The 14,626-nt window shown below is 41.9% G+C and carries 11 protein-coding genes and 1 tRNA gene; 9 read left to right on the forward strand and 3 right to left on the reverse strand.

All coding sequences use genetic code 11. The features are described 5' to 3' along the window. Positions 1-43: 43 nt before the first annotated feature. The gene (gene dnaG / locus G458_RS0100445) at positions 44-1,981 is read right to left on the reverse strand and encodes a DNA primase (RefSeq protein WP_026950152.1); all 1,938 of its coding nucleotides are present in this window, start codon (positions 1,979-1,981) and stop codon (positions 44-46) included. A 154-nt stretch (positions 1,982-2,135) separates the two neighbouring features. Here dnaG and G458_RS0100450 point away from each other — a divergent pair, with 154 nt between their 5' ends. From G458_RS0100450 to G458_RS0100475, 6 genes are all read left to right on the forward strand, one after another. Next, positions 2,136-3,230 (forward strand): Mrp/NBP35 family ATP-binding protein, encoded by a 1,095-nt coding sequence (locus G458_RS0100450; protein WP_026950153.1) that lies wholly within the window; start codon positions 2,136-2,138, stop codon positions 3,228-3,230. An 8-nt stretch (positions 3,231-3,238) separates the two neighbouring features. Then, positions 3,239-3,487, forward strand: a complete 249-nt coding sequence (locus tag G458_RS0100455) for a NifU family protein (protein ID WP_026950154.1) — start codon at positions 3,239-3,241, stop codon at positions 3,485-3,487. Between the two features lie 15 nt (positions 3,488-3,502). Then, on the forward strand, positions 3,503-6,565 hold the full coding sequence (locus tag G458_RS0100460; RefSeq protein ID WP_026950155.1) for a T9SS-dependent choice-of-anchor J family protein: 3,063 nt from the start codon (positions 3,503-3,505) through the stop codon (positions 6,563-6,565). 120 nt (positions 6,566-6,685) lie between these two features. Further along, positions 6,686-7,441, forward strand: a complete 756-nt coding sequence (locus G458_RS0100465) for a PASTA domain-containing protein (protein WP_026950156.1) — start codon at positions 6,686-6,688, stop codon at positions 7,439-7,441. 4 nt (positions 7,442-7,445) lie between these two features. After that, complete coding sequence (locus G458_RS0100470) at positions 7,446-9,281, forward strand: T9SS type A sorting domain-containing protein (protein WP_026950157.1); 1,836 nt, start codon at positions 7,446-7,448, stop codon at positions 9,279-9,281. Position 9,282: 1 nt separating this feature from the next. Next, a complete protein-coding gene (locus G458_RS0100475) occupies positions 9,283-9,579 on the forward strand; it encodes a rhodanese-like domain-containing protein (RefSeq protein WP_026950158.1) in 297 nt (98 codons plus the stop codon). A gap of 308 nt (positions 9,580-9,887) precedes the next feature. On the opposite strand, the gene G458_RS0100485 is transcribed toward G458_RS0100475, so the two are convergent. Beyond that, positions 9,888-9,961, reverse strand: a tRNA-Ile gene (locus tag G458_RS0100485). A 157-nt stretch (positions 9,962-10,118) separates the two neighbouring features. Between G458_RS0100485 and G458_RS0100490 the strand changes: the two genes are divergently transcribed. Further along, a complete protein-coding gene (locus G458_RS0100490) occupies positions 10,119-10,748 on the forward strand; it encodes an HAD family hydrolase (RefSeq protein WP_026950159.1) in 630 nt (209 codons plus the stop codon). After that, positions 10,741-11,850 (forward strand): site-2 protease family protein, encoded by a 1,110-nt coding sequence (locus tag G458_RS0100495; protein ID WP_026950160.1) that lies wholly within the window; start codon positions 10,741-10,743, stop codon positions 11,848-11,850. Before G458_RS0100490 ends, G458_RS0100495 begins: the two co-directional genes overlap by 8 nt. 404 nt (positions 11,851-12,254) lie before the next feature. Here G458_RS0100495 and ltrA read toward each other — a convergent pair whose 3' ends face one another. Then, positions 12,255-13,535 carry a group II intron reverse transcriptase/maturase gene (ltrA, locus tag G458_RS0100500; RefSeq protein WP_026950161.1) on the reverse strand — a complete coding sequence of 427 codons (1,281 nt, stop codon included), beginning with the start codon at positions 13,533-13,535 and terminating at the stop codon, positions 12,255-12,257. A gap of 767 nt (positions 13,536-14,302) precedes the next feature. Between ltrA and G458_RS0100515 the strand changes: the two genes are divergently transcribed. Further along, a complete protein-coding gene (locus G458_RS0100515; protein ID WP_026950162.1) occupies positions 14,303-14,620 on the forward strand; it encodes an antibiotic biosynthesis monooxygenase family protein in 318 nt (105 codons plus the stop codon). Positions 14,621-14,626: the final 6 nt, after the last annotated feature.

A 14,626-nucleotide genomic window follows, 5' to 3' on the forward strand; every position in this document is an offset into this window, starting at 1 on the left:
TGTTTCTCCCTCAAAACTGATAAAGACCAAAGAAAGTTTGGCATTATCCAATCACTATACCCAGCTCCTTATCAATTTCGTATTGCACTTTTTTCAACTCCATGTAAATGAGCTGATATTCAAGGATCTTTTCAGGCTCCTCTCCTTTCTCTTCCCCTGATTTAATTTTATTCTTAGCCTCATCCATCATTTTCATGATCAGCCTTCTTTTGAGACGAAGGATACTTTTGTACGCAGTGGAAGCTAGATCATCAGATTCTACATGGATAAAGATTTGGTGCCTTTCATGCCAATGGTGACTGACTTCATGCCGAGGAGTGATAAGATCTATCGCTTCTTTTTGGATCTCTGGGTCTTGGTGCCTAGTGAATATATCAATGGACGGAATCTCTCCTTTTGCCAATCTGGACCGGTATTCAAAAAGGATTTTCTGATAAATTGGGGTCTTAAATTCCAGCTCTTCTGTCTCTGAAAGTAAATATTGAGATAAATACAGATCCTCATCACCGATTTTTTCCAATCCGTAATTCAACAAAAGACGGATGGTTTCCTTCTCCTGAATGCTTAATACCTCATCCAGTGAAATTGTTGGATCCTTTACCGGAATAAGTTCTTCAAGGGCTGCTTCGGCTTCCTTCTCTTCTTTGGATTTCTGAAAATGATCCCGCTGATGCTTCAGCATGGTTTTATTCAGTTCCCCCAGAAGGATTTCCTCTTCAATTTGAAGTAAGCCTGATGCTTCTTTGGTGTAGACCGACCGAACGATAGGATCCGGTATTTTTCCGATACTTTGGACTACTTCGCGGATTACCTCAGCCTTTCTGATTGGATCTTTGGCGATTTCATCTTTGTAAAGCCCAATTTTAAACCCGATAAAGTCCTTGCTGTTTTGCTCCAAATACTCCTGAAAAGCTTGACTTCCAACCTTTCTGGAATAACTGTCCGGATCTTCTCCATCCGGAAAAACCACAGCCTTAACATGAAGTCCTCCTTCCAAAAGCAAATCAATCCCCCTGAGAGAAGCTTTGATCCCTGCCGAGTCACCATCATACAATACAGTGACATGGTTGGTGAATCGCTTGATCAATTTGATTTGTCCCTCAGTAAGGGAAGTCCCCGATGAAGCCACCACATTTTCAATTCCCGATAAATGCATGGAAACCACATCGGTGTATCCTTCTACCAGGTAGCAGTTGTCTTTGTCCCGAATAGATTTTTTAGCCTGAAAAATCCCGTAGAGCACATCACTCTTGTGGTAAACCGGAGTTTCAGGAGAGTTGATGTATTTGGGCTGATTCTTATCCTTGGTCAGAATTCTCGCACCAAAAGCGATGGGCTTCCCACTGACATTGTGGATAGTGAAAGTGACGCGATTTCTAAATCTATCATAAAGCCTGCTGGGATCTCCTTCCTTTTGCAAAATCAAACCCGCTTTCAGCAAGATATCTTCCTGAAAACCATTGTTTTTTGCCGCCTTAAGTAAATTATCCCACCCATCCAGCGCATAACCTAAGTCAAACTTCTGAATTATCTGGGGAGTAAAGCCTCTCTCTTTAAAATAGCTTAAACCAATCGACCTTCCTTCCTCCGTTTCTAGGTTTTTCACAAAAAAATCCTTGGCAAAATTCAAGGCAATGAACAGGCTTTCCCGCTCATTTTGCTCTAGATTTTGCTCTGGCGTAAGCTTTTCATCCTCTTCTATCTCTATGCCATACTTGATCGCCAAATGTCGGATCGCCTCCTGAAAGCCAATTCCTTCAATATCCATAATAAACTGGATAGGATCTCCGGCCTTTCCACAACCAAAGCATTTATAGATCTGCTTGGCAGGAGAAATCGAAAATGATGGCGTTTTTTCCCCATGAAAAGGACAACATGCCCAAAGATTCTGGCCCTTCTTTTTGAGTGGGACATACTCTCCCACCACTTCTTCAATGTCGGCACGTTCTCTTACTAGGTCGGATGTATGTTTACTGATCATAGGAAAGGGGATGCAACAAAGTTAAAATCTAGACCGGATAATTGAAGTAGAATCTGAGAACTATTCAGCCCCGCGGGGAGTTTCTATCCAAAATAGAAATTGGTTTTTCTAAGAGACAATCTTAGGCTAACTTGCGAAAAATTTAATAACACCCATGCTTTTGACTTCTGAAGATATAAAAAAGACCCTTTCCAGAGTTCAGGATCCTGATCTTAAAAGAGATCTGGTCTCTTTGGGAATGATTCAATCCATCCAAATCGAAGGGAAAAAGGTAAGTTTCAAAGTGGTTCTGACCACTCCTGCCTGTCCTCTAAAGGAAGTAATCAAAAATAATTGCTTGGAGGCGTTGGAAGAAGATCACGGCAAGGAATGGGAATGGGAAATTTTCATGACTTCACAGGTAACCACTGTACGGGAAGCCACTCCTATTCTTCCTGAAGTTAAAAATATCATTGCTATTGCTTCAGGAAAAGGTGGAGTTGGAAAATCAACCACTTCCGTCAATCTTGCTGTGGCCTTGGCAAAATCCGGCGCAAAAGTGGGATTGATCGATGCTGACATTTCAGGCCCTTCTATCCCTACCATGTTTAATGTAGAAGGCGAACAGCCTGCAGTCAAAAAGGTAGGTGAAAAAAATACGATCATCCCAATCACCCAATATGGAGTAAAACTGATGTCTATCGGGTTTTTGACCCCAGCTGACAGTGCAGTCGTTTGGAGAGGACCAATGGCCAGTTCTGCTTTGAGGCAATTTATCGCTGATGTGGAATGGGGAGAGTTGGACTACTTATTGATTGATTTGCCTCCAGGGACATCCGACATCCACTTAACTATGGTGCAAACAGTACCTGTGACAGGCGCAGTGATTGTCACCACTCCTCAAAAAATTGCCTTAGCTGACGCAAACAAAGGTCTTTCCATGTTTAAGCAGCCTCAAATTAATGTACCTGTCTTAGGTGTTATTGAAAATATGGCTTATTTTACGCCAGAGGAACTCCCGGAAAATAAATACTATTTATTTGGAAAAGACGGAGGAAAAAAGCTTGCTGAAAAATATCAGGTACCGTTTTTGGGCGAAGTCCCAATCGTGCAATCCATCAGGGAAAGCGGGGACACCGGATATCCAGCAGTATTGAAAGTTGGCCCGACCCAAGATGCCTATATGAATTTGGCAGAATCTGTAGCAAGACAAATTGCCATCAGAAATGCCTCGAGTGAGAAAACAACAATTGTAGAAGTAAAAGCCTAAGAGAATACATGGAAACTGGACTAAGAGAAAAAATTGAATTTGCTCTGGATACAATCAGACCTTATCTGGAAGCTGACGGAGGTAATGTCCGGGTCGTGGAATTGACGGATGATTTTGTGTTAAAAATTGAAATGACAGGAAATTGCGGCTCATGCCCCATGTCCTCGATGACCTTAAAAGCAGGTGTCGAAGAAGCTATCAAAAGAGCTATCCCCGAAATCACCCGGGTAGAAGCTATCAATTTAACATTTGCCTGATCTTAACTTTTCTGAATGAAAACAGGCTTCCGACTCCTGAGCTTTTTGTCATTTGTACTCATTAGTACCATAATGACTCCTTTTGCCTTTAGCCAGAAAATGGAATTAAAGGCAATTGATAATTTTCAAACTTCATCCCATTCCCATACCGAAAAATGTGGCCACTCATTTCTAGAAGCCATGATGGAAAAGGAAATGGGATATTTCGGAAGCAAAACTTTCATGGAAAGCTGGTTTGAACAGAAAATCAGTGAACGCAGAAATACTCCTCAATTAAGAATACAAGAAGAAGTAAGAAAAATCCCTGTAGTTGTCCATGTGATCCACACAGGTTCTGCATTGGGAGTCGGAACAAACATTCCTGATTCTCAAATTTTTAATCAAATTCAAACACTCAACGAGGATTTCAGACGACTCAATGCCGATGCCTCAAGAACTCCTGCTGCTTTTCAGCCTGTAGCTGCAGATTCAAAAATTGAATTTGTACTCGCTAAGCAAGATCCAAATGGTCTTCCTACTACGGGAATTGTAAGAGTTCAGGGTCCGAATTTGACTTACTCTCCAAATGACGCCACCCTAATCGGTCAAACGTCCCAATGGAACCCAGAAGAATATATGAATATTTGGGTCGTTCCATTGGTTTCTCCATTTATTGGGTATGCTTCTTTCCCTATTTCCAATTTACCAGGTTTAAACTTCCCCGCTACTTCAGCAATCACCGATGGTGTTACTATTGATTATCGATTTTTTGGATCGAATGGAAGCGCTATTTCTGCTTCCAAAGGTAGAACCGCCACACATGAGGTCGGACACTACTTAGGCTTGAGACATATCTGGGGAGACGGAGGTTGTGGTGTAGATGATTTTGTAACCGATACTCCCGAACAAGATAATTCCAACACAACCTGTAACGACAACTTATCCAGATTCTCCTGTGGATCTCAGGACATGGTTCAAAATTACATGGATTATACCCCTGATGCCTGTATGAACCTGTTTACAAAAGGGCAGGTTGAAAGATTCAATGTGGTTTTAGCTAACAGCCCCCGAAGAATCACTTTAGTAAATAACAGGGCTACTCGGGAGCCTGTTTTGGAAAATAGAGATTTGGCGATTATCAAAATCATCGAGCCTTTAACCGCTATTTGCGATCTGACGGTTTCTCCAACAATTGAGATTGCCAATGCCGGCTCTCAAACCATCACTTCCGCCAGAATAGAATTCCTTAGAAACGGAGCTTTGGTAGAAAGCAAATTAGTTTCCACCAACCTTACCACGGGGCAAATCACCCGGGTAACTTTCAAAGACATCGTAGTTCCGGCAACCGGATCCAACGAGTTTACATTTACTGTCACGGAAGTAAATGGACAATCAGATCAAAATGCCGCCAATAACACGTTGACATCCCGACCTGTAATTCAAGGAGAATTGACTCTTCCTTATACCTATGACATATCCAAATTCCCGGGAGATTGGATAGTTACCAATCCAGATGGAGGATTTTCATGGGAAAGAACCAATATCACGGTTTCAGGTCAAAGTCAACAGGCAATTTATATCAGAAACTATGAGTATGAAGGCCCTGGTCAATTTGACTTTTTCTCTTCTCCTGCCATAGATCTTGCAAAATACCCAAATGCTCAATTGGTTTTTGAGGTTGCGCATGGACCATACAATCAATCCGGCTTTCAGGATGCGCTGATCGTGGCGATTTCTCAGGATTGCGGTTCCAACTTTGATATCGCAGGGGCTAAATACAATAAGTCAGGCACAAGGTTAGGCACGGCATCGGCCACATTGGACGAATTTATTCCTGTGAATTCAAGCCAGTTTAGACTTGAAGTAGTCAATCTTTCCAGATACAAAGATCTTGGAAAAATCAGGCTGTCCTTTATCAATCAGAATGCCTACGGCAATAACATTTATCTGAGAAATATCAGAATTCTTCCTGAAGAGCAATTCAAGTACGGAATGGTCATCAATCAATTGGTTGCTCCTTCACCGATCAACGATGGATCAGGTACCCAGGAAGAAGTGCAAGTAACCAATACAGGAAATCTGCCTGTCACTAGCTTCTTTTTCTCCAGGACTACAAATTCTGGGGCAACTCAGACTTTTGTGGCTTCCGGGTCTACTATCCAACCAGGAGAGCAAACCGTATTGGTATTGAATAACTCCACCGCTGCAGGTCTAAATAGACTGGCTTACCGACTCTCGGAACCGAATTTTGACCAAAATGCAGACTCCTATCCTGAGTTTACCAGATTCTTGGTTCGAAGTACGGATAGAACTGAAGTTCCTTGGAGGCAAAATTTCAATAACAGCACCTCTTTAGCGCCATGGATTTCAATTAATCCAGAATCCAATGGAACCAGTTGGTCAATTTCTCCAATTTCTTCCGCGGCAGGACCAAATAACCTGGGAAGAACCAATTCCTTGTTGAATGGGCAGAATTATTGGTTGGGGACCCCTGTTTTTGACTTAAGTGTAAGTCGCCAGGCCAGTGTCTTCTTTGATATTGCTGCAGGTACTGTCAATCCTGAAACTTCACTTAGCCTATTGGCAAGCAAAGACGGCGGTAACAATTATACCGAGATTTGGAAAGAGACAGGGACAAAGCTCTCGACGGTCACAGCTGGCGAGGCCAATCCAGGTTCAGCATCCGATTTTGTCAGAAAATACGTGAACCTGACCCAATTTGCTGGTCCAGGCTCTAAAAATGTCCGTTTGGCTTTTGTTCTCAATGCCAAAGGAGCTTCAAATAGCACCATTTATTTGGACAATCTTGAGCTATTCTTGAGAGCAAATCCAGATCCTGTCATCCCGGTGGAAGGATCAAGCGTTTTGTTTCCAAACCCCGCTTCCGATTATTTCAACATCTCATTCAATTTGCCAAGGAGGGAAAATGTGCGGATTCAGGTGATCTCTTCTACGGGAGCTGTGGTGCAGGATATTACCTATGATGGTACTTTAAACCAAACCTATACCTTCTCAAGACAAACATTCGCCCCAGGATTGTATATCATAAAAATCTCTTCAAATACACTCCAGGAGTTAAAGCGACTGATCATAAATTAATTTAAAATGAGCCGGAGTCAACACCTTCGGCTTATTTTTTGCAAAGTGTGGCTTTCTAACCAAGGATTATTTTCAACCTTCAGCGATATTCAGTTTATATTTCGGAGCTAATATTTACCAATGAGTTCTACAGTCTCTTCCTTCAAAAAAATATCATTTCACATCCTGATCGTATTGGGATTAACCGTGCTTTTAGGCTTTTTATTTTTAAAAGTCTATCTCCCATTATACACCAATCATGGAGAAACCGTCTCAGTACCTGATTTATCTGGCTACACCTTTGACGAAGCAAAAGGATTATTAGAATCTACTGGACTTCAATATGAAGTATCCATTGATTCTGGCTTTAGCACCGAATTGCCGGCTTTGGCCATATTAAAACAGATGCCAGAAGCAAGCTCCCAAGTCAAGAGCGGACGAAAAATCTACTTGACTTTGAATGCTCAAAATGCTCCTATGCTGAAGATGCCAAATCTGGTCAATACTCCATTGAAAAATGTGCAAGAAATCCTCGCCAACATGGGATTGGAAAGAGGGGACATCATTTATGTTCCGGATATCGGCATCAATGTCGTCTTAGAACAGCGTTACAGAGGAGTGAAAGTTCCCGAAGGATTTGAAGTTCCCAAAGGTGCGAGAATTGACTTAGTCGTGGGAGATGGTATGGGTAATCAGGTTCTTCAAGTTCCCAATCTAATTGGAATGGAAGAAGATGAGGCAGAATTTCTTATTTTAGGTTCGGGTCTAAGAGTGGGAAATAAAAACTACTCATCAAACGATACTATCCCGGCAGGAAGAATATTTCTTCAAACCCCTCCTGCAGGAATGGAAGTGAAAACCGGTGAACCCATCGATATCTGGATAGCAAAGAACTGATTACTTGAAAAAGGGCGGAAAACATATTTTAGGAATTCTTTTAGTGTTCCTCACAGGAATCGCTACCCCAGCGCTTGCTCAGTTCAAAGAGCTTGGGCCTTTGGAAACCCTGAAATACAAAACCAACAGTTTAGGCCCTAACCAAAAGATTCAAGCCCAAAACACACTTCCTTTTTGGGATGATTTTTCCCAAGGAATTGACACCATTAAATGGACTAACTCCGGCGCATCCTATACTGAAACCATTGGAAATAATGCCCCAAGTTTCGGAATGATCCTATTCAATGGAGTGGATTCAAACGGATACCCCTACTCTTTCCAGACTCGGGATATCGGCCAAACTGATGTATTCACTTCCAAACCTTTCAACCTGTCCCAGTTATCCTCTGGCGCTCAAAACAACCTTTATCTGAGCTTTTATTGGCAAGCAGGGGGAAAAGCAGAGGCTCCAGACAGTAGTGATGAATTTGTCTTACAAATCCTCACTCCTCAAAAAACCTGGCAAAGAGTCTGGTCCACCTCCGGAGGGTCTGGAATTGACAGAAATAACTTCAAACAGGAAATCTTCCAAATTTTGCCAGCTTGGCAACATTCTGAATTTCAATTCAGATTTCTTTCCGAAGGTCGAAGAAATGGTCCTTTTGACAGCTGGATTTTAGATTACGTCTATCTCAACACCGGACGGACTTCCACTGATTTAAACTACCGTGACAGAACTCTGACTTCACCGAACCAGGTTCTATTGGGTGATTTCGCCGCCTATCCACTAGCCCTTTTGAAGACCTCCCAAAAACAAGCTTGGACTACTGTTTCAAACGAGTTTATAAATCTGGAAAATAGATTTAGGGCAATGGAGTATTCTGTTTTAATCCAAGATTCCTTGGGCAGATTAATTAGCCCCATCAATTTAAACACTCCTTTTAACCCAGTTCCGAATGCATTAGAAAGAAGGAAATTTGAAAGTCGGGATTTTAAGGATTTTGAATTTCTGACAATCGAATCCGACCTCTATTTTAAAACATTTTTAACCACCGGTGATGGGCCCTTATTTACAGTCACCAATGGTGACACCACTCGGTTTGAATCTGTCGATTATAAAAGCAACGATACCGTTTATTCAGTATTTCCAATTCGGGATTTCTTCGCCTATGATCGTGGAATGGCTGATTATGCTGCTGGAATCAACCAAAAAGGGGGACAGCTTGCAGTTGCTTATTCCACGCCACAGTCTGTTTTTCTCAAAGGAATATCCATCAATTTCACCAATTCTTCTCAAGCAAATCAGGCAGTGGATATTTTGATTTGGAAGGATCTGGATTCTAAGCCGGTTTATAAAAAAGAAGTGATCATTTCCCCTGTAAGTGCTGGAAAGAGCTTTCAATACTTTGCTTTGGAAGAAAATATCGAGGTAAATGATACATTTTATATCGGTTTTGCACAATACACCAATGATTTTATCCACATTGGACTGGATAAGACCAATGATCAAGGAAATAAGATAAACTACAATGTCGGAGGCGGCTGGGTAGAAAACAAAGACGTGAAAGGATCCCTGATGGTCAGGCCACATATTTCGATGGAACCTCCCTTCACTGAATCAAATCTCCCAGAAACAGGATTTAGAATCTATCCCAACCCTGTGACTAGCCTGTTAACCGTAGAAGGTGATTACCAAGAGATTGCGATTTTTGATTCCTTTGGAAGACAGATTTTGTTACCAAAGGAATCCTCCGGTCAAGGGGAAATCATTAACTTTAGCGGACAAAGACCTGGAATTTATATTCTCAACTTGGTAAAAGATTCCAAAGTCAAGTCCTTTAGAATTCAAGTAAATAAGTGATATGGAAGATATAAACGTAAACGATTTAAAGTCCCGCCTCGATCAGGGAGAGAAGTTTCTTTTCTTGGACGTAAGAGAGGAATGGGAGTATGAAGAGGATAACTTAGGCGCCAAAAATATTCCATTGGGAGAACTACCCCATCGATTGGATGAATTGGAAGAGTATAAAAATCAAGAAATCGTGATTCATTGTCGCTCAGGAGCCAGAAGTGGAAACGCAAAAAAATTCCTCGAGGGCAAAGGATTCTCAAAAGTCAGAAATGTTCTCGGAGGCATCATAGCATACAGAGAAATCTAAAAAAATCCCGGATTGAATACAATCCGGGATTTTTTTTCAGATTATTGGAATTGCCCCTCCAGTGATATCAGCTTCACTTAATAGCCCGAAAGAACCAAGCCTGCTTGAATCAAATTTCAATTGGACTTTTTATCCGAGATTCGGAAAATCGGATTTTTAAATTCAAAAACATCTCTCTACTGTAATTGGAATTATTTGCCTGAACCATCTTTGCCAAATGCGCTTGGGAAGCTTTAAAAACTTTTTGGACTTATCTTTCACCAGAAATTCCTCAAAATAAAAAAGTCACCTTTAAAAAGGTGACTTTGTGGGCCCAGCTGGGCTCGAACCAGCGACCTCCTGATTATGAGTCAGAAGCTCTAACCAACTGAGCTATAGGCCCATAAATTTTATCTTTTCCAAATCCAAAAGCCTCCATTTCAGATCATGTTGAAGAAGAAAAACTCTCGACTTCAAAAATGGCCCTTGACAGACATAGGCCTTGGTTTTGGGTCTGCAATGTTACATATTTGAGTTCACTTACACAACTCAAAAAGTGCATGAGCAAGCAGATTTCAGCTGATTTTTTGATTTTCGACCTCGGCAATGTGATCATAGATATTGACTACCAAAGGTCTTTGAATCATATTAAATCATTGGTTTCGAATACCCTTCATGACCGGGTAGACTACTTCTATCTCACCGATTTCCACAAGGAATATGAAAAAGGGAAAATGGATTCCCCTGCTTTCAGAAGAAATGTCAATGAATACTTTGGCCAAAACTGGAGCGATTCCGAGGTAGATTTATTATGGAATAGCCTTTTAGGAAACATTCCTCCCTCTCGAATTGAATTAATCCAAAAACTCAAAAACAAATACCAAATCGGTATCTTAAGCAATACCAATGCAATTCATATTGATGCGGTAAATGAAATGCTACAGAAGGATTTTGGAGTGGATTCATTTCATCAACTTGTGGACCATGTTTTTTACAGCCACGAAATGGGCTTGGCAAAGCCTCAACAAGAAATCTATCAAACTATGCTAGAACAACTCAGCACCAAAGGTGATAAAGTGATCTTCTTCGATGATTTAGAGGCCAATGTTCTTGGAGCTAAATCTTGCGGGATTACAGCAATTCAGGTGACTGGTCCCGAGGTAATCTTTGACTACTTTAAGCATGTTTAGTCCCAAGGAATACCTCAGGCACTTTACCCTATTCTTTTTGACACTCATCACGACTACCTTGGCAGGAGCAGAATGGGTGTATGGAAAATCCGTCATTGGCGTGGAAGAAAGTGCCTTGACTTGGGAATATTTCTGGAAATCTACAGCATTTTCCATTCCTTTTATAGGAATTTTGTTAGTTCATGAATTGGGCCATTTCTTCACTTCTCTAGTCCATAAAGTCCGGAGCTCTCTTCCTTATTTCATCCCGGTTTGGTTGGGATTTATAGGCATTCCATCCATCGGAACATTTGGCGCCATTATCCGAATGAAGGGATTTGTCAACAGTAGAAAAAAATTCTTCGATATCGGTGTCGCAGGGCCAATCGCGGGTTTTGTGCTGGCCTTGGGGGTTTTGATCTATGGATTTACCCATTTGCCTCCGGCGGAATACATTTACGAAGTTCATCCGGAATATGCAGATCCCGATTTTGAAGGATATGGAGAGGATGTGTTGGAGTTTTCGCTGGGTGACAATCTCCTTTTTTCATTTTTGAGAGACACCTTAGCTGATCCGGAAAGAATGCCGAGTATGAAAGAAGTCATTCATTACCCCTTCTTATTTGCGGGATATTTGGCACTTTTTTTCACTGCCCTTAACCTCCTTCCTATTGGACAGCTAGATGGTGGTCACGTGATTTTTGGCCTTTTTCCAAAGCATCATTATCAGATTTCCCTGACAGCTTTTACCCTTTTCCTGAGTTATGCCGGACTTGGAATGATCAGTCCATTAATGCCTTTAGAGGATTTATTCCTAAGGATCCCCTTGTATATCGGCTTTCTTTACATCTGCTATACTCGGACGGACTTGACTTCAAGGTCAAAAATCACCCTGGCGCTTTCTATTGCCGCTGTGCAATATGTCATTGCCTTTGTCCGTCCTGAATGGGAAGGATACCAAGGCTGGTTACTATTTGCTTTCTTTATTGGAAGATTAGCGGGGGTCAAACACCCAGATGTTTCGGGATGCAGATCTTTGAGCACAGGCCGGAAAATAATCGGCTGGATAGCAATCCTGATTTTTGCCTTATGCTTCTCTCCTCGGCCCTTTCTATTTTCTTAAAAAAAAAGCCCCGACTGTAGTCGGGGCTAAGGTGAATTAACAACTTTTCCCTAATCCATAGAATTATGACCGGACTGGACTGTTTCTACGCTAGGAAAAAAACGAGTAGAAAATTGAAGGAAGACCAAACCTAAACCTTAAAGATCTAATCCTTCAAAATTATATTCTGAATACAGATTTAATTTACTCGTCTTGCATACAAATTTACGAGACAAAATTGAAATCAGTTTTATTGGGAGCCAATTTTTGATTCAAATCAATCAAATCCAGAAGCGCTTAAGGAATTTCTAAAAAGCTATTTGTCTTCCTCTGAACAAAAAATAAGAAATCAATATACCTTAGTCGAGTAGGTAAGGGGAATTTCACCCCAAACCTCTCACAGCACCGTGCGTGATAGTCTCCCATCACACGGCGCTTCCAAAGTCAGGTCTCCTGTTCTTACCAAGAGTTGGTGGTACCAGTTGCCAGTGGGCGAAGAGATTTGGCTTTCCTCGGTAGACTGTTTCCAGCCACCTGATTGCTTTCCTTTTACCCAGTCTCCGTTTCTGAGCCATCTTCCACTCTATCAGTTTCCTGTTCAGCCAAAACCATAATCCTACCGTTGTCCATTTGTGGAACTTGCAGTAATAGTTAATCCAGCCCTTTATCATGACGTTGATAGCAGACGACAGTTCTTGAATATTTCCTCTGAATTTCCTTATCGAAAATTTTCTGAGTTTATCCTTGACTGAGGTCTTAGAAGATTCACTCATACACGCAGCGGTGATCAGTTTCAGTCCGTCTTTTGTCGGACAATAGCGGGGCTTAAACGTATATCCCAGAAAGTCAAATGATGATGCCGTTTCAGGGTTCTCCCTGTTTCGGTCATTTCGGCAGTAGACAATCTTTGTCTTTGCTTCGTTCATGGACAGTCCGCATTCGTTCAACCTTTCCGCCAATCGGGTTTTCATGAATGCTGCTTGCTTGTTGCTTACGCAGTGAACAATGATGTCGTCCGAGTATCTCTCGAACTGCATTTTCGGAAAATACTTCGCCATCCACTTGTCGAAGGTGAAGTGTAGAAACATATTCGCTAGCAGTCCACTGATAACCCCTCCCTGAGGAGTACCCTTCTCTCGTCTTTCAGTCACTCCTGTTCCCTGTTTCACAACATCAGCTTTCAGCCAACGCTCGATGTACATCAAAATCCATTTTTCTTGGGTATAGTATTCTACAGCTTTCAGCAGCAGGTCGTGGGGAATGTTATCGAAGAATCCACTGATATCGACGTCCAGTACCCATCCAATTTTGCTGCATCTCCTGGTTGCTGACTGGATCGCCATATGAGCATTCCGCCCAGGTCGATATCCATAGCTGTCAGGATGAAACGTCGGTTCTACTATACGTTCCAGATAGGTTTTGACCACCTGTTGGCATACCCTGTCCGAAACTGTCGGGATCCCAAGTCCTCGGGTACCCCCTGATTTCTTGGGAATCAACACTTCCTTGATCGCTGAAGGGTGATAGCTTCCTGAGCTCATGCGGTTCCAGAGTTTGTAAACATTCCTGCTTAGTCCCTCCTCGAAGTCGCTGATGCTCTGTCCGTCTATTCCACCGCTTCCACCGCTGGACTTAACCTTTCTAAAGGCCTCCAGTACCATTACCCTGTTTACAGGATGTTCCTTTGTTTCATAATAATCAATCATCCCATTTTACAAGTTGTTGTCACTATGCAAACCGACTCTGGTTCCACCCTTCGCTCCTCTCTGCTTTCACAGAATATCGTCACTACTACGATGGAATCCGCCCCCTTTCAGCATTTCGGTATTCGCCTTACAGGTTCTCTGCTTGTACTTTCCCTTAGCACTGCTGAAAGAGTTCCCTTGTTCCGTTGAAAAGCCTGAAACGGGTTCCTGCCTCCTTTACACCGCATACTGTCCGGCCGGTAACAGCTTACTTCTGCAGAACTTTATTCCTGAGGACACATATACCCCCTCAGTTTCAGTATGAGCTATGGATATATCGATGTTTTAATATGGAGGTTCACTTTCGTTCAGCTCCCCGTTACCCACCTGACAGATGACCTCTGCCTTTTCTTTATCGCTCAATACGAGTACCTTTCGGTAAAACGCACCATAAAGTGGTTTGTGAAATCTGGCTGACAGCTTCCACGAAGGACCTTCCTTCATCTTCTCAACAGCATGCAAAGAACTTACTCCTTCGCTTCAAGGCACACATATGTATATCCGCTTTCTTACTAATAGGCCGTACACTAGGTATAAAATCCCGCTTGAAGTTCAGTTTTAGTCAGCTTCGGACTTCGGACTTCCGGCCGCAAAACCAAAGGAATTTTGGGTTGTGGTGCAATTGCGGATAAACATATACCTCAAAAAAGAATAAATCATTTTGTAATTTTCGTTGGCACAAAGCCCTTTTTCCAGCTTGGAAAGTTCATCTTAGCCTAATCGTAAAAATGATTGCTCAAACTCCAGATCCTCCCTACTATGCTGTTATTTTCACCAATATCAGAACAGATATTCAGGACCACTATACCCAGACCGCCGAAGAAATGATCCACTTAGCACAACAACAACCAGGGTATTTGGGCCATGAAAGTGTCCGGGACGGATTGGGAATTACCATCAGCTATTGGGAAAGTCTTGAAGCAATCAAAAATTGGAAAATGAATTCCGATCACCAGTTGGCCCAAAAAAACGGAAAGGAAAAATGGTACAAAGCCTATAAAACCAGAATTGCCAGAGTGGAAAGAGATTATGGATTTGAAGTATAAAAAAAG

This window comes from Algoriphagus mannitolivorans DSM 15301, assembly GCF_000429425.1.
In the GTDB taxonomy this organism is placed as follows: domain Bacteria; phylum Bacteroidota; class Bacteroidia; order Cytophagales; family Cyclobacteriaceae; genus Algoriphagus; species Algoriphagus mannitolivorans.